This is a genomic window from Nonomuraea sp. NPDC003201, assembly GCF_053590415.1.
This window is the reverse complement of sequence record NZ_JBSFTC010000002.1, coordinates 1-19,225: the sequence shown is the minus strand read 5'-3', so window position 1 is coordinate 19,225 and position 19,225 is coordinate 1. Positions and strand designations below refer to the sequence as shown.

The window sequence follows — 19,225 nt, the reverse complement described above, 5'->3', positions numbered from 1 at the left end:
TTCATGAGCGCCCAGGGTGGCTCCGCCAGGACAAAGGCGGCTTCGGGTAACGGACAACAGCCGAAGAAGCCCAACGAAACCGAGATCTTCGGCGCGATCGACGACGGCAAGGACACGTCGCCCGCGCAGGGCAAGCCAGGTCCGCCCAAGGAGGAGTCGCGGTCAACGGCTCCCGCGCCGTCACCCATGCCCACGCCGTCCGCCCCCGGCCCTGGCCCCGTCCCCGGCCCTGGCCCCGGTGGTCCTGGTCCTGGCCCCGGTCCGGGTTCCGGTCCTGGTTCCGGCCCGCAGCCTCCGGAGGGCAACGACACGGTCCGCGTCCGTCCGTCGCTCGCCACCGAGGCCCCGCCCGCTCTCGAGCTGCCCAACAAGAAGAAGTCGTCGAACTCCTCGGGGTCCCGGCTCCCCCGCAAGGCCCACCTGGTCCTGCGCCGTGTCGAGCCGTGGTCCGCCATGAAGTTCAGCTTCGTGGTGTCCCTGGTCTGCTTCGTGGTGCTGTTCGTGGCGGTGGCCGTCCTGTACGGCGTGCTGTCGGCCCTGGGCGTGTTCGACTCGCTGGTCGACCTGGTCAACCAGCTCGGCCAGGGGGAGCAGGGGCAGAGCTCCATCCCCATCAACATCGCCTCCTGGTTCGAGCCGGTGCGCATCCTCGGCTACACGGCACTGATCGGCGCCGTGAACGTCGTACTGATCACCGCGCTGTCCACGTTGGGGGCGGTCATCTACAACATCGCCTCTGACCTGGTCGGAGGCGTCGAGGTGACCTTCAGCGAGGCCGAGTAGACGTGGCGCTCGCGCCGGCCCCGTGGGCGGGGACGGCGCGAGCAGCACGCCGGAGGCGGTAAGCTTTTCCTCATCCGAACAACCGGTTCGCCTCCGTCCTGCGGATGCGATAACGTTCGGTGTGCGCGGGGCTATAGCTCAGACGGTTAGAGCGCTTCCCTGATAAGGAAGAGGTCCCAGGTTCAAGTCCTGGTAGCCCCACCCGCTCAAGGCCCCATTCCGATCAAGGAACGGGGCCTTTGACGGCTACGGTGACGGCAACGTCAGTCGAACAGCTTCCCTGAGATCCTTTCGATCGCCTCCCTGTGTGCTTCCTGGTCGCCGTGTGTGTAGATCTCCATCGTGACGGAGATGCGTGCGTGCCCAAGGATCTCCTTGGCGTCTCGGGGGGCCACCTTCAGGTCCTTGAGCATCGTGCCCGTGGTGTGCCTCAGGTCGTGCAGTCTGATTCGGCGTAGCGCGTTGTCCTTGATCACCCGTTCGAACGCGCGACCAAGGTTCGTCGGCTCGATGGGGCCACCCGTGCGTGAGGTGAAGACAAGCCCGGAGTCCTGCCACTCCTTGCCCGCCTTGCGTTTGGCATTCGCCTGCACCCCCGCTTGTTCGATGATCGCGTCTCGGACGAAGGGGATCAGCGGGAGCGTGCGCTTGCCGGCGTTCGTCTTCACCGGCACCCGGACGAGCTTGCCCTTGATCCGCTGGATCTGCCACTCGATGCGGATCGTGTTCCTGTCGAGGTCTACGTCCTCCCACCCGATCCCGAGCACTTCGCCTCGTCGAAGGCCGTACACCAGGAGGAGCAGCAAGGGCAGGTAGTAGGGCAGAGGTTTGGCCGCCTTGAGGAATCGCCGAGCTTCGTCCACAGTCCACGGCCGAACTGTGGATGGATTGGGTGAGGGGAGCGTGGTCAGCCGTGCGGGGTTGCTGGAGATCAACTCTTCTCTCATGGCCCGAGTAAGGGCAGCGCTGAGCGTGACCTTCATGGCGTAGACCGTCCCGACCGAATGACCGGCGTTGATCTGGCGATTGAGGAAAGTCTGGATGGTCGCGACGCGTAACCGGTCGAGGCGTTGCTTACCGAGACCCGGCTTGAGGTAGAGACGCGCCATCGTCTCGTACTTGGCGTATGTCGTAGCCCGCAGTCGGAGGGGCGCCACATGCTCCAGCCAATAGTCCAGGTACTCCCCCAGCTTCCACGGCCGATCGGCTACCGGGACGCCACGACGCGACCGGTCGAGCACTTCAATGAGCTTGGCGTGCACCTCCTCTCGTGTCTTGCCATACTTGCGGACTCGCTTCTCTGTGCCGTCCGACGCCAGGACGAAGGCGGCGCCTTCCCATCGGCCGTCTTTCCGCTGGTAAATGGTTCCTTCGCCGTTCGCTCGCTTGCCCTTCTTGGACATCATGCGGCCTCTCTGAGCTGGGATATGAACTGATCAATGGCTGCCAGGGGTACGCGCCGGCTCCGGCCGACCTTGACCGACTCCAGGTCGCCGGACCTGATCAGGTTGTAGATCTGCCATCGGCTGAGCCCGAGTACTTCCATCACTTGAGGCACCTTGAGCAGCCGTTGTTCCAGGGGAGCCAAGCTCATGCCGCCGTCACCTCCTCTCGGGTTGCCGAAGGATCTTGTTGGTGCTGTGTGATCAGGGATCGCCAGCGTTGGCGGTTGGCGATCTCTAGGAGGAGCCGTTGGCCGAGGGGCGGAAGGTCCGGGTCTCCAGGTGGGACGGGTCGCCAGGTGTAGCGGCCGGGGTCCTGGTCCTCAGTTGCCGAAAGGCTGAGCGCTTCCATGGCCCAGGCGCGGCGGTCGGCGCGGTGTTCGGTGAGGGTCTTGTTGGACCACTTGCGGGAGACCAGGACGCGGCGGCCGGGATAGCCGAGGTGTTCAGCCTTGTGTGCTTTGCCCCGGCATCGGCCGGGAGCCTGCCCCGGTCGGGCGTGCTGGGGCTGTACTCCGTAGCGCAGCCAGTTCGGGCAGGTGGGCGAGCACGGTTCGTAGTGCAGTGCCTCTTGCATCCGGTCGGCATGGTCACGTTGACGTTGGTTGCTCGGCTCGCAGGTCTCGGCGATCGACTTGGTGAGGTACTTGGTCAGGTAGTGCTTGATCAAGTGGTCGGCGCGGTCGGTGCCGCCGAGCACGCCCTTGGCGTCCACCTGACTGCCGAAAGACAGCACATGCAGCGGTTCGTCATCCTCGCCGATGGCGTCTAGCGCTTCGTCCCAGGTGGGCAGCACCTCGCCGGTACGGGGATCGAGGTAGCCAACGCCGTCCTCCCAGACCGGCATGTTGTCGCCGTCGAAGACGATCCGGTCGGTGGCCGGCCACCACACTTGCGCATAGGTGGCGGCGGCGATCTGCTTGATCTCCTTGCGCGACAGGGTGCCGCGCATAGCCAGGTGGAGGTGTGGGGCCAGCCGTTTCTGCGGTTCGACGGTGGCGAAGTACTGCACGTCCCAGCCCGCCACACGACGCAGATTCTGAATGAAGCGATCAACGAGCTTGGCGAAGTGGATCGCATCGCGAGCGGCCCGCGCGTAGTCGTAGCTGTGCGGATCGACGGGTGCGCCGTCGAGGATCCGGCCATAGGACGGCAGCGTGAGCGTGATGAACATCGAGGGCCGGAACCGCTTGCCGTCCGGGGACTCGTAGAAGCGGCCCAGCGTGCCGGAGACCTTCTTGCGCTTGGGCAGGTCTGGCGCGTCCTGTCGCCGCTTGGTGGAGCGTTTGCGGCCTGTGGAGGAGCGGCCCAGGACGCTGCCGCGCAGGCCGGAGGCGCGCATTTCGGCCTCTACCTGGGTGATCGCATCGTCCCAGGGGGCGAGGTCTTGGCCGTCGTGTTCGGCCTGGTCGCGGTGTGCCTGGAGTTGGGCGCGTAGTTCGATCAGGTAGCGCTGTTCGTCGGTGGGCTCGTTGGGGGTGATGTCCGGTTCGTGGTCGAGGTGCCAGCCTTCCCGGCACTGGGCCTTGCGGAGCTGGAGGTTGCGCTTGGCGCACGGCGGACACTTGCTCTCCAAGGTCGCGCCGCATGGGATGTCGAGGCGTTCGGTCTGTCCGGTGACGTGGTCGAGCCGGATCATGGGGACCGGCCGGATGCACACGCCGTAGCTGATCGCGAGCTGGTCAACGACCTCCCGCGCGAGCGGCTGAGCCAGGCGCACCGCGCGGGGAGTCGAACGGTCCATGCCGCTCACTGGGCCTTCCTCCGGGAGGAGGCGCGGGGGCGGCGAGCTCGCTTGACCGGCTGCGGCTCGGGGGCGATCAGGACCAGAGAGGACTGGCCGCACTCGCCGCAGGTGACTTGCTGCGTGGCCTGGTCGAGGGTGCACCGGCCCTTGGTCTTGCAGGTGGGGCACTTGTGCTTGGGCAGGACTTCGGTTCCGGTCATGATCACACCACCTCGGGTAGGGGGAGCGTGTCGTGGTCGGCCTTGAGCCAGGCGACCATGTCGCGGATGTCGGAGTCGGAGACGTAGGCGGCGCGGACCCGTACCGGTTCGGGGGAGGTCTCCAGCCGGACGTAGGCGACGCCCGCGCCGATGTCGGGGATAGGAGAGATCAGGTCGGCCAGTGCGCCACGTTCGCGTGCTCCCTCTCCGAGGACCATGTCCACCTGTTCCGACTCATCCAGCCGTAGCGCGATCTTGTCGGGGAACAGGTTGCGGATGTTCATGACCTCCTTGCGGGGGTCCTGGAGCAGCGCCATGACGCCGACGCCGACCGCGCGCCCTTGGGTGGTGAGCGTGGCCAGGGCAGCGGTGATGCGCCGCTTGAGGTCCTTGTCGGTCTGGTACGCCGTCAGGAAGGCGACTTCATCGACGATCACCAGCACGAACGGGTACTCGATCGTGGCGGTGTGCGAGCGCTGATGTCCGCCGTATAGGGCGGCGCGGTCCTGCATGAGCGCGACCGCCTCTTCCAGCAGGTCGGCGCACTCTTCGGGCGTGGCCGCGTATCGGTGGAACAGGTCGCGGCCGTAGGAGAGCTCCATCAGTTTGGGGTCCAGCCCGAACAGCGTGACCAGCCCCGCATTGACGGCAGGCAGGAGCCCGCGCACGGTAGACCAGATGATCGAGCCCTTGCCGGCACCGGTCGCACCCGCGCCGAGGATGTGTGTGCCGTGCACTCGCAGCCGCCACGGCGTACCGTCCTCGCACAGTCCGATCGGGACCGCGTGCAGGTCTACCGTGTCAGGGATGGGCAGGGCATTGATGGGGTGGCGTAGTGGATCGCGGCGAGGCAGGGACAGTCGCAGCAGGCCAGCCCGGACGATGGAGGTACGGCAGCCCAGCGCACCGAAGGCATGGGCCAGGTTGTCGGCCTTGCTGGTCCACTCCTCGAACGATTGTCCTTTGAGCATCTTGATCGTGACCGTGTCGGCCACCGGCCCGGACTTCACCCGTACCAGGCGTGGCCGGTACTCCAGCCCTCTGGCGAGCTTGGACAGGCCCGCGCCGGACATGGCGAACGACCAGTGCGGCCGGTAGATCCAGGCGAGTCGCCAGAAGGCCAGCAGCCGCCAGCCGACCCACCAGCAGAACGACGGACGGTCTAATAGCGCCCACGAGCCAAGCGCTAGGAGGGTGAAGCCGAGCAGCCAGGCAGTGTTCTGCCAGCCGTAGGTGATGGCCAGCGCGACCAGGCCCACGGTGATCGTAACGGCGACCGGATGCCGGTAGACCGTGCGGACCAGCCCGCAGGAGAACCGCCATCCGAGGATCATGAGCGTGATGAAGGCCGGAGTCTGCACGACGGTCGGGCGGAACATCAGCGGTGCACCCGGAGTCGTGGTGACCAGGTCTCCGGTTACCTCACCGGAGGTACGGCGGAACATAGACTGGGTTCCTTCCTTGAACCGTTGCTGGGAACTTGGGAGAACTGGGGCCACCGGAAGTTGCCGCTTCTGGTGGCCCCGCTATGTGTGATCAGGCCGCTGCCTGGTCGGAGGACTCGATGGCGTGTAGACGCTCGCAGTCGGCCAGGTAGCAGGTAGCCGCATCGAGCAGCGCGCGCGCCACGGCCAGGTCCTGGTCGGTAACCGGCCCGCCGCCCGTGGTCGAGATCGACACGTCCGCCTCAGGGGTGGACATGGACAGCAGGGGACGGGTGCCCTGGATGACCAGGTTTTCCAGCCGGATGCGGGGCGTGTGGAAGGAGACGTTGAGCTGGGCTCTGTCGCGTCCGTGCAGGGACATCGACACATAGGTGTAGGGCTCTCGGCTCATTGACCGGTCACCGCCTGCCGCGCCGGGAGGCCCCGGAACATCCGCTCGACCGACAGCGCGAAGTTCGCGGACTGTTCGGCGAGCTGACGGGCGAACTCCACATCGGCCGCCGTGATCCGGTTCGGCGTGGAAGTGGTGACCAGCACCGACGTTGCGCCGAAGTCCATCATGAGTACCGGGGTACGCAGCCGGTAGGGACGGTTCTCGGCGCGGGCACCGGCCGAGGTGTTGAGATTGATCACGCTGGTCGGGCGCTTGTGTCGGGTACCCATCAGACTGCCGCCTCCTTGTTGATCGAGCTGTGCTTGCTTGCGGTCCGGGGAGCACGCATCTCGCGTGCCTTGATCGAGTAGGCCAATCGGCCCTGCTGGTTGACGTACGGGGTGACGGTCATGCCGTCGAACTCGACCGGCGTGAACGGCAGGCCCGCCATGGGAGCCGGGGGAACCGGCTGCACGGGGGAGAGGATCTTGACGGAGACGGTTTTCTGGGACGCCTTGACGGTCGGGTCGGCGTCCATGACCGCGATCTGCCAGACCGGCTCATTGGTGTGCTTGTCGCGTGCTTGGACCTCGCGCGCCTTGGTGGAGGCGTCGAAGTCGCGTACCGGCTCGACCTCGCCCACGGCGTAGCAGCCAGCGGGGAACATTTGGTCGAAGCTGATCGGGATGGGGCCTTGCAATGCCATACCTTGATCTCCAGTCGTATCGTTGACAACTCGTCTTATCGAGTAGTTCCAAAATAACTTGCAGATGACTACTCGACAATACAAGTACGGCGACTGGATGTGTGACTTGCATCACATCATCGTGACTACAAGGTGTAGGCGTCCTCTAGCTCGTGCAACGTCCCGGGAAGTACCTGCTCCAGGACCAGAACGGGGCGTCCGGAGCCATCGAACACCGTTGCCAGTACGGCGAGCACCGCAGCGGACTTGCCGATCTCCAGTAGCTTGGCCTCATCGGCGGACGGGTGGCGAGCGCTCAGCCGCTCTTTCACATGCTCCAGTCGCAGACGCTTGGCCGCCTGAATGTGTTGCCGGACGCCGACCTCAAGAACCGTCTTACGGTCCAGGTCTACCCCGTTGGCGATCTCGTGCGAGGCCCAGAAGGTCACTAGGTCGGTCGGGCGTTCGCCGTCGTGGAACAGCACGCGGCGCATCATCACCGGTGCGTTGTCGTCCAGTTCCAGCAGTCGAGCGACACTGCGGGAAGCGGATTGCCAACCAGTCTCGACCGGTGTGCCGCCCGCCTCGCTCTCGGCGCGATCCAGCACCGCCCGACCTGGTTTGCCGGTCTGCTCCGCAGCGGGAAGCAGGGCCTTCACGTACGAGCCCTTGCCATGCTCGCGGGAGATCACGTTGCGCTCTTGGAGCAGTTGCAGCGCCCGGACCACAGTCGGCCGGGACACGCCGAACTCCTTCACAAGCTGAGTCTCGGACGGCAGCAGCGAGCCGGGAGGGTAGGTGCCATCGGCGATCTTGTCGCGGATCGCCCGAACGATCTGCGCGTACTTCGGAAGCTCAAACTCATCTGTTGACGCCATAGCGACCACCTAACAACTCGACTTGTCGTCAAGGTATCAGGTGATCGTTGGATGGTGCTAGGTAGCACCCTGCGGACGGATCGGTCGACCAGTCCGCACCGCCTTCAGACAGTTCGGGCACACCGGATCCATTGGCTCCCACAAGAACAGCCCGCCGAAGCGATTGCACACCAACACGGTCAGCCCACACATTGAGGTCGCGTCTGTGGACACTCGCAGCTCTGGCGTGATCGCCACCAGGCAGAACGGTTTCATCCCATTGATGGCCAGCGCGTAGCCACGCGTCACCGACGGGCCAGGCTTGCTAACGCCCATCGTCGCTTCCCGCCTCTAGTGCGGCCCAGACGACCTTTCCCCCAGTCGCCGGCCAGCGATAGCCCCAGTCCGCCGTTAGGCACTCCACCAGCCACAGTCCGCGCCCGCCCACCTCGTCAATGCCAGTCCGGGACAGCTTCGGGGGAGTGCGAAGCGAGTCCCACACCTCGACCACCACCAGGCAGTCCGGCAAGCACGTTTCATAGACCCCGACCCAGAAAGGACCCGACTCGGCTGCGCCGCTCATAGCCTTGATCGCGTTGGAGCTCAGTTCGCTGACCAGCAGCTCAGCGTTCTCGCTCAAGCCGTGATGCCCCCATTTGGTCAGAGCGTTTCGTACATGGCTACGTGCGACCGACGCGGCGAGCGGGTGCACCGGCAGCTCCGTATAGCACCCCATCACGCCGCCAGCCCCGCCAAAATCTGTGTCGCGCGCTCCAGGGCATCGGTATCCACGCAATGATCCAGCCCGCGTCCCCAGGTGAACACCCAGCCCGCGCCGCACGCGGCAACTCGCACCTTTAGTAGCCCCGACGCCCGAGCGATCACCAACACCGGCTCGTCCTTGGCCGGCAGCTGGAGAGCGACCGCCAGTCCGACAGTGTGCAGATTCCATGCCAACGGCACCAAGCGGGCGTACTGGATGTGCCACAACGGCATCCCCGTCAACTCCCCAGGCGACCGCCCGCTCACGTCGACTCGCCGCCCTCGCCCGTGCCATCACAGCGCAAGCAATCTCCGCGCGTTCTCACACCGGCAGGCTGATCATCCGCCGACGACGCGACTAAACCGCGCCGAGGACTGACGTACTTCCAGCCGCGCCCGTCGCATGAATCGCATGCGCTGTGATCGGTCATGGGTTCCACCTCTGGTCGGCCGAAGCTGCCCGTGAAGCGACACCTCTACTCGCCTAGAGGAGTAGCTGTACAGCATTGTCAACTCGTCTAGAGGAGTCGTCAAGCCTTACCTAGCAGGAAGCTCGTACGAGAGCACATAGGCATCGCTCGACATCACCGTGTCGCATACCTCCACCGCCCGACCCTCCACGGTGTACGCCGTGCGGATCAACTGAAAGACCGGGACTCCAGGAGCCAGCTTCAACGCCCGTGCCTCATCGCGGAGCGGCATCCTCGCTTTGACGTCCTCCACGAAGTGATCCAACCGGTGTCCCAGTTCCTCCAGCCGAGCGTAGATTCCGCCCGGTCCACTGTTCGGCTCCGCGATCTGCGTACCTCGCGCGATGTCGGCCGGGATGTAGGAGACAGCCGTTTCGACCGGCTGACCGTTGATCAGATAGCGCCGAGAACGAGAGATCACGAGGTCCGTCCTGGAGATCCCCAACCGCTCGGCCACGGAGGCGGAAGCCTGCCCTTCCTCGATCTTGATCGAGTCGACGGACGGTTTGGCGCCGGCCCCTTCCGTCTCGGCGATGAAGGCGGCCCGCCCCTGCTCGCGATGGCGCCGAGCGAAGCGATCAGAGCCCAACCGGCGTACCGGTGGACGCGCACGTACGAACACACCGCGCCCATGCTCCGCGACCGTCAAGCCCTCACCTTGGAGCACCTGGAGAGCGTTGCGAATGGTCATCCGCGCAACCCCGTAGTGTTGGATGAGTTGAGCTTCCGAGGGCAGGCGCTCGCCTTCAGCGAGTGTCCCCCGCTCGATCGCGTCACGGATGTGATCGGCGATCTGGCGGAACACTGCACGGTCGCTGATCGGGTCCAGGTCCGGCAACGGCAGCTCGGCCACGACCACTCCTCAACTCGTACATACGACTATGTGGGCTGAGGATAGCGACCAGGAACGCCGGAGGGAATCGATGGATCACCCGAACACGCACTCCGTCAGCGTGGCAGGTGTCATCATCGACGATCAGGGACGCGCGCTGTTGACCCAGCGCAGGGACAATGGCCATTGGGAGGCGCCGGGCGGCATCCTCGAACGCGGCGAGGACATCACCACCGGTCTCCTCCGAGAGATCCGGGAAGAGACCGGCCTGGACGTCGAGCCCGTCACCCTCACTGGCGTCTACAAGAACATGACCCGGCACATCATCGCCCTCGTCTTCCGCTGCAAGGTCATCGGTGGGCAACTCTCCGAGACCAGCGAGACCCGCGCTTTCCGTTGGGCCACCGCCGACGAAGTGCGCTCGTTGGCCAACGAGGCATTCGGCGTTCGCGTCCTGGACGCCATGCAGCACAACCCCGTGCCAGCTATCCGCCACCATGACGGGGTTCATCTCTGCGAGGGCAGCGCACAACTCGAATGACCTTGCTGAATTGTTCTTATAGAGATCAAGGCGGCGGCTGCGCCGCCGCACGCCCGCGCGGCCCTCTCCCCGCGCGAGCATGCGGCCTGGGGGCCGGTCTCGCGCGGGGAGCCGCGCGGGCTGACGGGATCACAGTCGGCCAAGCCGATCACACACGCAGATAGCCACCCGAAGTAGGCACCGGAGCCGGGACAGGTCAGGACATGCCTCCGGCGGGGACTCGGCTCCGGGATGATCGCGATGACCAGCCATCTGGTAGTCGGTGGCGAGGGTGCCCGATCTTCCCGCCTGCCACGTCCAGGCAGAGCCCAGCAGACCAAGGGCCTGGGGCCAAGGTCGTTCGTCCAGTAGGGCGCTCCACCTTGACCCCAGGCCCTTGGCCCGCTGCCTGTGCAGGTGGACGAGGCAGACGGGAAGATCGGTTTGCGGGGGCCATAATGGGCCAATGACTGCCGCCGATCACCCCACTCTCGATGAGATCAGGAAGAGGAGAGACTGGATCTTGGCATTGGTGGAGGCTGGCGGACGCGAGGCTCTGTTCTCTCTGCCGCAAGGCGAGTACACGTGCCCATGCTGCTTTCACCCGACCTTGCGTATGCGTGGCTACTTTGGGTTCTGTGAAGAGTGCGACTGGGAAGATGATGGCCAAGACGACCATGATGCGGACGTAGTGCGCGGCGGTCCCAATGGCTCTCTAAGCTTGACCGAGGCCAGACGCATCTATCGTGAGTTGCGCCGCTTGCCGCCGTTGGAACTATGACGGCAACGTTGACGGCAACACCACCGAACATCTTCGGATGATCTCAGCCGCCGATCACAGTCCTGAGCGAGGCAAGGGACGTACAACGGCCCCGGTGATCGTGCTGATAAGGAAGAGGTCCCAGGTTCAAGTCCTGGTAGCCCCACAGAGTTTCACCAGCTCAGAGGCTAGATCCCAAGATCGTGGATCTGGCCTATTGATCATTTGACCGTCATTTGACCGTCGCGCCAGACCTCGCGACCGTATGGCACCGTGTTCAAGTAAGTTCTCCGGGCCTTCGACGGTGTTGGGTTGTGCTCGTACGATGGCGACAGGGCGCGAAGAGATGTTCTGTGGCCTTCAAGGCAAGCCATCCGGAGGGCCGACCACTGTATGTGATCTTGGTTTTGCAGCGAACCTCCCGCGTTCCCTGCACGACCGGAGGCTTGCTGCAAACCGACCCCAGTAGCTGCCTCTCTTGCGCAGTTTGAGCTGCGGCTTTACCTTGGGGTCCTCATCGCCCCTGCGAGGGGTCTCAATGTGTAGCCCGCGAGGGGGACGTCCACCAGCTCGGCGTCCTCATCGCCCCTGCGAGGGGTCTCAACGCGATCAGTCCACCGGTACAGCTCGTAACCCTGCGTGCTCATCGCCCCTGCGAGGGGTCTCAACGTCATGTAGTGCTCGCCGGACCATGGCGTGTCCGGAGCGGTGCTCATCGCCCCTGCGAGGGGTCTCAACGGGGCCGTGGGCGTCCTCAGTGTGGCTGCGGAGGTTTCGTCCGACACCGCTTGTTGGCGAGTTCTGACACCGCCGGGCACGTGTCGGTGCCGCGGATGTTGGTTTGCGTCGACACCGCTTCCGCGCCCGACGGGTGTCAGGTTGTCCGCTGCTTTGTGGCTTGGGCCAGACGGTAGGAGTCGGTGCCGGTCTCGAGGATGGTGCCGCCGAAGGTGAGTCGGTCGACGATGGCTGCGCATAGCCGGGGGTCGGTGAAGGTCTTGGTCCAGCCGCCGAAGGACTCATTGGACGCGATCGCGACCGAGGCCTTCTCCTCACGCTCGGTGAGGACCTGGAAGAGGAGTTCCGCGCCGCGGCGGTCGAGTTGCATGTAGCCGAGTTCGTCGATGCAGAGCAGGTCGACGCGGCCGTAGCGGGCGATGGTTTTCGCCAGCGTCATCTCGTCGGCGGCCTCGACGAGCTCGTTGGCAAGCTGGGTCGCCAGGGTGTACTTGACCCGGTAGCCGGCCATGGCGGCCTCGGTGCCGAGTGCGATCAGCAGATGGGACTTGCCGGTGCCGGAGTCCCCGATCAGACACAGCGGCTGTCCCTTCTGGACCCATTCGCACTTGGCGAGGGTGTGGATCACGGCGGGATCGATGTTGGGGTTGGCGTCGAAGTCGAAGGCCCGCAGGGACTTCTCGCGGGGGAACTTGGCGGCCTTGATCCGGCGTTCGGACCGGCGTCGGGCGCGATCGTCGCACTCGGCAAGCAATAGTTCGGCGAGGAACCCGCGGTAAGACATCTGCTCACGCCCTGCCCGGTCGGCGTAGTCGGTGAAGGAGTTGCGGATGGTGGGCATTCGCAGCATCCGGCACGCTTGGTCGATCGCGGCGTCGGCTGCTTCTTCGGTCATTCCACGGCGCTTGGTGGTCACGGTGCGGCTCCTTCGTTCGGGGTGTCACGTCGGCTGGCCAACAGCTGGTCGTACTTCTCCACGCTCGGCAGCGGCCGAGTGTCGGCCGGGATGTGGGCGCGGAGCCGGCGCTCGGTCAGCGATCGCACGGCAGGGATCTCGCCTTCTCCGCGTGCCCTGTCGCCGCTCATCAGGGACTGGTGGTCCGCTGTCGTGTCGTCGGCTCCGCCATCTGCTGTGTCGTTGTACTTGCGCGCTTCCAACGCGACAGCGTCCGCGGTGAGCGCGCCTGCACGCAGCGCCGTCGCGAGTCCGGCGACGACGTGGTCGTGTGGAAGGTGCCGGTGCATCATCAGGACCTCAATGAGGGCACGGGTGCCGTCAGCGTCACCGTGGGCCTTGCAGGCCGCGGCCCACCAGGCGTCGTGAACGGGCGTGAACCGCCCGGATGCCCTGGCCTGCTCCAGCGCTTTCGCACCGGGTAGCGCGCCCGGTTTGCGGAGGAGGACCTCGAGATAGTGGTCCAGGTCGACCCGGGTCGAGCCCTTGGTCATGAGCCGTTCGTGGCGGGCGATCTCGGTCCTGCCGTCGAACACGACCAGGTCGCTGGCGTTCAGGAGCACCCGGGCTTGACGGCCGACCATGCGCGCGGGCACGGAGTACTTGTTCATCCGGACCGTGACCTGGGCGTACCGGTCCACGCGCGGGGTGAACCAGCGGCCGGTCTCGAACGGCTCGGTCGGAAGGGGCGCGAGGAGTGGCTGCTCGGTGGCGAAGTGTTCCCCGACCGTGCGGGCGCGGGACCCGATCCGCCGGGCGTCGTCGGCTTCGTCCCAGGCGTCGACCATAGCGTTGAGCTCGGCGAGGGAGTCGACTTCTGGGATGGGGACGAGGTGGTTGCGTCGGAACCAGCCGATCTGCCCCTCGACGCCGCCCTTCTCGTGCGCACCTTGGATTCCGGGCTGGCAGTAGAAGGCTTCGATGCCGTAGTGGGAACGGACGGCGGTCCACCTGTCGGCCTCGACCCGCTGGCGGGAGAACCCGATCACGCTCGCGACGGCGGCCTTGAGGTTGTCGTAGCGGATCTTCCCGGTCGGCACCCCGCCGAGCACGTTGAAGGCGTGGACGTGACCCTTCGAAGAAGGCTTCCTGCCCAGCCGAGGCACTGACCCTGTGCACGGCCTTGCCCGAGTAGGAGAGCCGAAGGCTGAACAGCGCGCAGGTTACGAGCTCGCCGCGCAGGCGGATGGCGACGTCGCCGAAGTCAACCTCGGCCTCGCGGCCCGGGAGGTGCTCTTGCGGGATGAACGCGTTGGCAGGTTCCCGTCCGACCTCGACGCGAATCTCACGGCGTCGGGTGGCGACGTACTCGCGGACCATCCAGTACGACACCACCCCGGCCCCCGTCATGTTCGTCAAGCAGTCGATCGAAGATCCGCTTCGCCGTGTGTCGCTGCTTCCGCGGCGCGTCGAGGTCCGAGCGCAGCCAGTCGTCGATCACCACTCGGTACGCGTCAAGCCGTGAGCCGCGTTTGGGCGGTTGCTTTCTCTCCTTCGGCCATGCAGATTCCAGCGCCGCTGTCACGGTTCGGAAGCCGACGCCGTGCTTGCGCTGCAGCGCGCGGTTGGACATCCCAGATCGGGCATCCCGTCGGATCGCCGCGTACAGGTCGACCCGGGAACGCGGCTGCGTCATCGGTGGCACTCCTGACGTGAGCACGCCGTGGGCACGACTTTCGGCACCGGGCCACCGCCTGGGAACGGTGACCGCATGCGACCAGAGCCCGGAATGACTGGCCCTACCGAGGTGCCTGGTCATGTGCTGCGCAGGGCTTCGGTGGGCGGTACTGAGGCTGAGTCGGCCCGGAGTGCGGGGTACGACCGACGACGGAGCCGATGAGCAGCGAGTAGGCCAGGTCGAGTCCCACTGAGGCCCAGGTCAGTACGACGGCCCGGCCTTGCGTGGTGACGAAGACGTTGGTGACGAGCACGCCCAGGATTAGGCCTGTGATGCCGCCGACGACATCAACCTCGACACTACCTGTCCGCCCCGTGTCCCTGGCGCGACGAAGATCTGCTTGCGCGGTGCCTAATCGGTATTCCCGCAACACCTCGCGGGCCCCTCAGTGTTCGGTGCTGAAGAACCGTAGCAACAGCGGGCCGACGGTCTGTGGGTCGACGACGTGATCCGGCCCCTCGAGGGTCTCCCGTTGAGCGTGGGGTAGTAGGTCTGCAAGCTCGTCGGCTGCGCGGTCGAAGAAGTCCGAGGGCAGGCCTGCCATATAAGGGACCGTGATCGGCCCTCCGGTGGTGACAAGGACCGGTTGGGTGACCGTTGCCAGTCGATCGGCCGGCAATTGGTAGCGATTGAGGAAGACGCTGTCGTGGACCAGCGTGGGCGCGAGGGCGACCGAATGCGCCCAATGCGCCGTCTGCTTGCCTGCCGCTTTCCTGGCCGCGATGTTGTCGTCGGAGGCGCCGGTCATGCGCATGAACAGTTCGAGAACCTCCTCGTCTCGCCCGGCGTCGAAGGCGCGTCGGGTGTCTGCGATGTACTCCTCGAATCGCGGGCGTATGTCGTCCCCGACCGCGTAGGGCACCTCCCAGACGGCGATCGTGTCGATGGCTGACCCGGCCGCGGCGGCTTCCAGCGCCAGCGCGCCGCCTGAGGACGCTCCGAACAGGTGTGCTGAGCCGCCCGCCTCCGCGATCAACGCATCCAGGTCCTCGATCTCCCTTTCCACGGCGTACGGCTCGGTGAAGCCGCTCGCGCCGCGTCCCCGACGGGCATAGTTGTAGACCGTGAAGTGCTCGGCGAGAGCTGGCGCCAAGGGAGCGTTCTCCACCCCGTCGTCGAGTGCTCCGCCCACCAGAATGACGGCCGGACCGCTTCCTTCCCTGTCGTAAGCGATGGTGGTGCCATCGTTTGATGTCACGCGAAAGGCCATCTCGTTCATCTCACATCTCCGTTCGAGAGGTTTGTCTCAGCGCCTGAGCAGCGTGCCGACGACGGCCTCGGTGCGCGACCACCGCGCCCTTGCGATCACGGCCGCCACGACGAGAAAGGCGAGCGGCAGCCAAGGGCTCTGCTCGAGCACGAACTGATCGGTGATGACAGCACCGGTCAGCAATGCCGCCAACCCGAGACTGGCCAGGCCCGCCAGAGCCGGGATCAGAAGTCCAACCCCTCCCGCGACCTCCAGCGCTCCGACCAGGTACCGGAGCCACTGGCCAGCCCCGATGTCGGCGAACATGTCCACCATGACCGGGTCGCCGGCGAGCTTCGAGATTCCGCCGCCGGCGATTATCGCCGCCAGCACGACTTGCAGAATCCAGACCCCGATGCTGCTCGCCCGCCCGGGCGTGTGCGCAACGGTTTCCGAGTTGTTCTTGGGGATGGTGCTCATTCGGCTCTCCTTGTCGTGTCCGGGCCTGGTACCGGTGATGGCGTTGGCCGAGTTGGCCGGGTTGTCGGAGTTGATTTCGACCAAGTGCTCGCGGTAGCGGCATCTACTTCTTGTTGCGGTAGAGGACCATGGTGATGGGACCGAAGACCGCGACGAGAAGTACGGACGAGACGAGCACCCAGCCGATTTCCCCGGCTGGCACCGAGCCGTGCATCAGGCCGCGTACCACGGTCGCCAGGTGGGTGATCGGGTTGACCTCGACGACCGCCTGCAACCACCCGGGCATCGTCTTCGGGTCCACGAAGATGTTGCTCACGAACGTCAGCGGGAACATCAGCATCATGCTGACCCCAGCCACCGAGTTCGGCGTGCGCAGGATCAGGCTGAGCATCGTCCACAGCCACGACAGGCAGAACGAGAACACCAGCAACAGCACCACCGAGAGCACCACCCCGACGGCGCCACCCTCCGGCCGGAACCCTAGGACCAATCCGAGCGTGATCACGATCGCCGACCCGATCGAGTAGCGCATCACATCGCCGAGCAGGGCGCCGACCAGCGGCGACGGTCGCCACACCGGAAGTGACCTGAACCTGTCGAACACCCCCTTCTGGATGTCGGTGTTCAGCGTTATGCCAGTGTTCATGGTGATCATGACGTTCGCCTGCACCAGGATGCCGGGCAGCAGGAACTGCAGGTACTCCTGCGTCGACCCGGCGAGCGCGCCACCGAACAGGTAGGTGAACATCAGCGTGAACATGATCGGGAACATGGTCACGTCGACGAGCTGCTCCGGGACGTGTTTGATCTTCAGCAGAGCGCGCCAGCCGAATGTCAACGAGGTGAGCACCGGGCCAGGCCGAGACGGCCGCTCGCCGGCCAACAGCACACTGCGCAGCGCGTCCTCGGTGACCGGCGCCGACGCCTGCTCCGCGGTCGTGGCGGTCATGCGGCATCCTCCTCGGGTGTCTCCTCGGCGGCGTGTCCGGTCAGGGTGAGGAACACCTCGTCCAGGCTCGGCTGACCGAGCGCGAACTCGGTGACGTCGATGCCGCTGCGGGACAGCTCGGCCAGGGCGCGGGCGACCCGCTCGGGGTCGGAGATCCCCGCGGACAGCGCGACCGGGTCGGCGGAGAGCTCGATCGGCACGTCGAGGACGCCGGCGAGGACCCGTTCGGCCTCGGCCCGCTGCTCGGGCGCACGTAGGCGTACATGCAGCGAGCCGGCACCGACCGATGCCTTGAGCTCGCCGCTCGAACCCTCGGCGATGACCTTTCCGTGGTCGATCACGGCGATGCGGTCGGCCAGCTGGTCGGCTTCGTCGAGGTACTGCGTGGTGAGCAGCACGGTGGTGCCCTCGGCGACCATGCCCCTGACGATCTCCCACACCTGGTTCCTGCTGCGCGGGTCGAGCCCGGTGGTCGGCTCGTCGAGGAAGATCAGTTCCGGGGGGACGACCAGGCTCGCCGCGATGTCGATGCGCCGGCGCATCCCGCCGGAGTACTTCTTCACCTGCCGGCCGGCCGCCTCGGCAAGACCGAACGCGTCGAGCAGGTTGGTCGCCCGCTCCCTGCCTCGGCGGCGTGAGTAGCCGAGCAGCCTGGCGAGCAGCAACAGGTTCTCCACCCCGGTGAGGTCTTCGTCGACCGACGCGAACTGCCCGGTGAGGCCCACCCTGCTCCGCACCGCCTGGGCGTCACGCACGACGTCGTAGCCGAGCACTTGCGCCTCTCCGGCGTCGGGGCGCAGGAGCGTGGCCAGCATGCGGATCGTGGTGGTCTTGCCCGCCCCGTTCGGACCGAGCACGCCGTACACGCCCCCGGCACTCACGGCCAGGTCCACACCGGCGACCGCGTGGGTCGTGCCGAAGCTCTTCTTCAACCCTCTCGTCTCGATCGCGAACTTTCCCATGGGTTCGATTCCTTCTCTCGGTGTTGCGAACGGATTGGTTAAGGCTAGTCAAGTTTGACTACTTGGCCAGAGTGCACGCGGAGGAAACATCTAGTCAAGGTTGATTAGAAGCGCATCTTGAGGTGATCGGACACCGTTCGCCACGAACCCGGATCATCGGCCATGATGTAGGCGCCCTCAGACAGTCGTTTGCTCAGGCTCTTCGCCCACTCCAGTTCGGTGCGTGCGTGTCCCGCCCACAGTTCGGCCTGATCGCGGACGTGCTCGGGGGCGTCCCTATTGGGGTGCTCCCGCCACTTGGCCTGCTCTACGAGCTCCGCTTCCAGGCGCGCGACCCGCTCGTTAACCTGCGCGATGGCATCTGTCCTGGTCAGCATGGGCAACATGGCGATGGACGCGTTGAGCATGTCCGGGTCGTGGGTGCGCCGCAGACCGTCGCGGACCAGTTCGACCATCTCGTCACGTCCCCGAGCTGTCGCGCGGTACAGAACGCGCTCCGGCCCGGAGTTGCCCGGCTCGGCGTGTTCGGTGAGGAGGCCATCAGCCGCCGCCTTCTTCAGCGCGTGATAAATCGAGCCGGGCTTGATCTTGGCCCAACTCTCCGCACCCCAGCTCTGCAGTTCGGACCGCACCTGGTAGCCATGCGCGCCGCCGGAGAGGTGCACGATACCGAGCACCAGGAGCTTCGTCGCCGACACGCGCCCACCTCCGCTCAACCCTCTCGTCTCGATCGCGAGCTTACCCATGGGTTCGATTCCTTCTCTCGGTGTTGCGAACGGATTGGTTGAGGCTAGTCAAGTTTGACTACTTGGCCAGAGTACACGCGGAGGAAACATCTAGTCAAGGTTGATTAGAAGCGCATCTTGAGGTGATCGGACACCGTTCGCCACGAACCCGGATCATCGGCCATGATGTAGGCGCCCTCAGACAGTCGTTTGCTCAGGCTCTTCGCCCACTCCAGTTCGGTGCGTGCGTGTCCCGCCCACAGTTCGGCCTGATCGCGGACGTGCTCGGGGGTGTCCCGATTGGGGTGCTCCCGCCACTTGACCTTGCACTACGAGCTCCGCTTGCGCGCCCGCCAGGTGGTGTCAACTCCCACCAACACTAAGCTGCCATCCTGGTCCGGGTGGTGTCAGCACTGACCTACAAACGGTGCTGGTGGAGACCTCCAAACTCATCTCAGTGAGAGCGAGCCGGGTGCTCATCGCCCCTGCGAGGGGTCTCAACAGACGTTCTTCGACCTTGCCCCGCTCATTGACGGCAAGTGCTCATCGCCCCTGCGAGGGGTCTCAACTTCGACCAGTGGGCTTGATCCGGTTTGACGGACATCCGAGATCAGGGGCTCGTCCCCGGAAGGATGTCCATGATGGAGAGCATGGGGAAGAAGAAGCCGCGTCC

The 19,225-nt window shown here is 65.6% G+C and carries 20 protein-coding genes, 1 tRNA gene and 1 pseudogene; 4 read left to right on the top strand and 18 right to left on the bottom strand.

Annotated features, from left to right (window positions below; genetic code table 11):
* The first annotated feature begins 3 nt into the window (after positions 1-3).
* On the top strand, positions 4-783 hold the full coding sequence (locus ACWDX9_RS01695; RefSeq protein WP_449947788.1) for a DUF3566 domain-containing protein: 780 nt from the start codon (positions 4-6) through the stop codon (positions 781-783).
* Between the two features lie 127 nt (positions 784-910).
* Positions 911-984 (top strand) — tRNA-Ile (locus tag ACWDX9_RS01690).
* 62 nt (positions 985-1,046) lie between these two features.
* Here the strand turns inward: ACWDX9_RS01690 and ACWDX9_RS01685 are convergent.
* The 11 genes from ACWDX9_RS01685 to ACWDX9_RS01635 form a co-directional block, all read right to left on the bottom strand.
* Positions 1,047-2,189 (bottom strand): tyrosine-type recombinase/integrase, encoded by a 1,143-nt coding sequence (locus ACWDX9_RS01685; protein WP_449947786.1) that lies wholly within the window; start codon positions 2,187-2,189, stop codon positions 1,047-1,049.
* A complete protein-coding gene (locus tag ACWDX9_RS01680; RefSeq protein WP_449947783.1) occupies positions 2,186-2,377 on the bottom strand; it encodes a helix-turn-helix transcriptional regulator in 192 nt (63 codons plus the stop codon). Before ACWDX9_RS01680 ends, ACWDX9_RS01685 begins: the two co-directional genes overlap by 4 nt.
* Positions 2,374-3,969, bottom strand: coding sequence for a replication initiator (locus ACWDX9_RS01675; protein WP_449948056.1), 1,596 nt, complete (start codon positions 3,967-3,969; stop codon positions 2,374-2,376). Before ACWDX9_RS01675 ends, ACWDX9_RS01680 begins: the two co-directional genes overlap by 4 nt.
* Positions 3,970-3,974: 5 nt before the next feature.
* The gene (locus tag ACWDX9_RS01670; protein WP_449947780.1) at positions 3,975-4,172 is read right to left on the bottom strand and encodes a hypothetical protein; all 198 of its coding nucleotides are present in this window, start codon (positions 4,170-4,172) and stop codon (positions 3,975-3,977) included.
* Between the two features lie 2 nt (positions 4,173-4,174).
* Positions 4,175-5,617: an FtsK/SpoIIIE domain-containing protein gene (locus tag ACWDX9_RS01665; protein WP_449947777.1), complete on the bottom strand. Its 1,443-nt coding sequence runs from the start codon at positions 5,615-5,617 to the stop codon at positions 4,175-4,177.
* Between the two features lie 91 nt (positions 5,618-5,708).
* The gene (locus ACWDX9_RS01660) at positions 5,709-6,008 is read right to left on the bottom strand and encodes a hypothetical protein (protein ID WP_449947774.1); all 300 of its coding nucleotides are present in this window, start codon (positions 6,006-6,008) and stop codon (positions 5,709-5,711) included.
* Positions 6,005-6,280: a hypothetical protein gene (locus ACWDX9_RS01655; protein WP_449947771.1), complete on the bottom strand. Its 276-nt coding sequence runs from the start codon at positions 6,278-6,280 to the stop codon at positions 6,005-6,007. Before ACWDX9_RS01655 ends, ACWDX9_RS01660 begins: the two co-directional genes overlap by 4 nt.
* Positions 6,280-6,696, bottom strand: coding sequence for a plasmid replication, integration and excision activator (locus ACWDX9_RS01650; protein WP_449947768.1), 417 nt, complete (start codon positions 6,694-6,696; stop codon positions 6,280-6,282). The genes ACWDX9_RS01655 and ACWDX9_RS01650 overlap by 1 nt, the downstream gene beginning before the upstream one ends.
* Positions 6,697-6,821: 125 nt before the next feature.
* Positions 6,822-7,553, bottom strand: a complete 732-nt coding sequence (locus tag ACWDX9_RS01645; RefSeq protein WP_449947766.1) for a GntR family transcriptional regulator — start codon at positions 7,551-7,553, stop codon at positions 6,822-6,824.
* A gap of 714 nt (positions 7,554-8,267) precedes the next feature.
* Positions 8,268-8,528, bottom strand: coding sequence for a hypothetical protein (locus ACWDX9_RS01640; protein ID WP_449947763.1), 261 nt, complete (start codon positions 8,526-8,528; stop codon positions 8,268-8,270).
* A 303-nt stretch (positions 8,529-8,831) separates the two neighbouring features.
* Positions 8,832-9,617 (bottom strand): GntR family transcriptional regulator, encoded by a 786-nt coding sequence (locus ACWDX9_RS01635; protein ID WP_449947760.1) that lies wholly within the window; start codon positions 9,615-9,617, stop codon positions 8,832-8,834.
* Between the two features lie 70 nt (positions 9,618-9,687).
* Here ACWDX9_RS01635 and ACWDX9_RS01630 point away from each other — a divergent pair, with 70 nt between their 5' ends.
* Complete coding sequence (locus ACWDX9_RS01630; RefSeq protein ID WP_449947758.1) at positions 9,688-10,137, top strand: NUDIX hydrolase; 450 nt, start codon at positions 9,688-9,690, stop codon at positions 10,135-10,137.
* Positions 10,138-10,582: 445 nt separating this feature from the next.
* Positions 10,583-10,897: a CPCC family cysteine-rich protein gene (locus tag ACWDX9_RS01625; protein WP_449947755.1), complete on the top strand. Its 315-nt coding sequence runs from the start codon at positions 10,583-10,585 to the stop codon at positions 10,895-10,897.
* 853 nt (positions 10,898-11,750) lie between these two features.
* Here ACWDX9_RS01625 and istB read toward each other — a convergent pair.
* The 7 genes and pseudogenes from istB to ACWDX9_RS01590 form a co-directional block, all read right to left on the bottom strand.
* Entirely contained in the window at positions 11,751-12,530 is a 780-nt protein-coding gene (gene istB, locus ACWDX9_RS01620; protein ID WP_106536463.1) for an IS21-like element helper ATPase IstB, read from the bottom strand.
* Positions 12,527-14,205: pseudogene (istA, locus tag ACWDX9_RS01615) on the bottom strand (IS21 family transposase). The gene istB and the pseudogene istA overlap by 4 nt, the downstream one beginning before the upstream one ends.
* Positions 14,206-14,632: 427 nt before the next feature.
* On the bottom strand, positions 14,633-15,466 hold the full coding sequence (locus ACWDX9_RS01610) for an alpha/beta fold hydrolase (protein ID WP_366313046.1): 834 nt from the start codon (positions 15,464-15,466) through the stop codon (positions 14,633-14,635).
* A gap of 27 nt (positions 15,467-15,493) precedes the next feature.
* Entirely contained in the window at positions 15,494-16,000 is a 507-nt protein-coding gene (locus tag ACWDX9_RS01605; RefSeq protein WP_449947750.1) for a DoxX family protein, read from the bottom strand.
* A gap of 19 nt (positions 16,001-16,019) precedes the next feature.
* Positions 16,020-16,865, bottom strand: a complete 846-nt coding sequence (locus tag ACWDX9_RS01600) for an ABC transporter permease (RefSeq protein WP_449947747.1) — start codon at positions 16,863-16,865, stop codon at positions 16,020-16,022.
* Positions 16,862-17,827, bottom strand: a complete 966-nt coding sequence (locus ACWDX9_RS01595; RefSeq protein WP_449947745.1) for an ATP-binding cassette domain-containing protein — start codon at positions 17,825-17,827, stop codon at positions 16,862-16,864. The genes ACWDX9_RS01600 and ACWDX9_RS01595 overlap by 4 nt, the downstream gene beginning before the upstream one ends.
* Before the next feature lie 104 nt (positions 17,828-17,931).
* On the bottom strand, positions 17,932-18,573 hold the full coding sequence (locus ACWDX9_RS01590) for a PadR family transcriptional regulator (protein ID WP_449947743.1): 642 nt from the start codon (positions 18,571-18,573) through the stop codon (positions 17,932-17,934).
* Positions 18,574-19,225: the final 652 nt, after the last annotated feature.

What these genes read in the sequence shown, in the direction of transcription:
- ACWDX9_RS01695 (WP_449947788.1), top strand. Translation starts at nt 4, where the DNA reads ATGAGCGCCCAGGGTGGCTCCGCCAGGACAAAGGCGGCTTCGGGTAAC.
- ACWDX9_RS01685 (WP_449947786.1), bottom strand. Translation starts at nt 2,189, where the DNA reads ATGATGTCCAAGAAGGGCAAGCGAGCGAACGGCGAAGGAACCATTTAC.
- ACWDX9_RS01680 (WP_449947783.1), bottom strand. Translation starts at nt 2,377, where the DNA reads ATGAGCTTGGCTCCCCTGGAACAACGGCTGCTCAAGGTGCCTCAAGTG.
- ACWDX9_RS01675 (WP_449948056.1), bottom strand. Translation starts at nt 3,969, where the DNA reads ATGGACCGTTCGACTCCCCGCGCGGTGCGCCTGGCTCAGCCGCTCGCG.
- ACWDX9_RS01670 (WP_449947780.1), bottom strand. Translation starts at nt 4,172, where the DNA reads ATGACCGGAACCGAAGTCCTGCCCAAGCACAAGTGCCCCACCTGCAAG.
- ACWDX9_RS01665 (WP_449947777.1), bottom strand. Translation starts at nt 5,617, where the DNA reads ATGTTCCGCCGTACCTCCGGTGAGGTAACCGGAGACCTGGTCACCACG.
- ACWDX9_RS01660 (WP_449947774.1), bottom strand. Translation starts at nt 6,008, where the DNA reads ATGAGCCGAGAGCCCTACACCTATGTGTCGATGTCCCTGCACGGACGC.
- ACWDX9_RS01655 (WP_449947771.1), bottom strand. Translation starts at nt 6,280, where the DNA reads ATGGGTACCCGACACAAGCGCCCGACCAGCGTGATCAATCTCAACACC.
- ACWDX9_RS01650 (WP_449947768.1), bottom strand. Translation starts at nt 6,696, where the DNA reads ATGGCATTGCAAGGCCCCATCCCGATCAGCTTCGACCAAATGTTCCCC.
- ACWDX9_RS01645 (WP_449947766.1), bottom strand. Translation starts at nt 7,553, where the DNA reads ATGGCGTCAACAGATGAGTTTGAGCTTCCGAAGTACGCGCAGATCGTT.
- ACWDX9_RS01640 (WP_449947763.1), bottom strand. Translation starts at nt 8,528, where the DNA reads ATGCCGTTGTGGCACATCCAGTACGCCCGCTTGGTGCCGTTGGCATGG.
- ACWDX9_RS01630 (WP_449947758.1), top strand. Translation starts at nt 9,688, where the DNA reads ATGGATCACCCGAACACGCACTCCGTCAGCGTGGCAGGTGTCATCATC.
- ACWDX9_RS01625 (WP_449947755.1), top strand. Translation starts at nt 10,583, where the DNA reads ATGACTGCCGCCGATCACCCCACTCTCGATGAGATCAGGAAGAGGAGA.
- ACWDX9_RS01610 (WP_366313046.1), bottom strand. Translation starts at nt 15,466, where the DNA reads ATGAACGAGATGGCCTTTCGCGTGACATCAAACGATGGCACCACCATC.
- ACWDX9_RS01600 (WP_449947747.1), bottom strand. Translation starts at nt 16,865, where the DNA reads ATGACCGCCACGACCGCGGAGCAGGCGTCGGCGCCGGTCACCGAGGAC.
- ACWDX9_RS01595 (WP_449947745.1), bottom strand. Translation starts at nt 17,827, where the DNA reads ATGGGAAAGTTCGCGATCGAGACGAGAGGGTTGAAGAAGAGCTTCGGC.
- ACWDX9_RS01590 (WP_449947743.1), bottom strand. Translation starts at nt 18,573, where the DNA reads ATGGGTAAGCTCGCGATCGAGACGAGAGGGTTGAGCGGAGGTGGGCGC.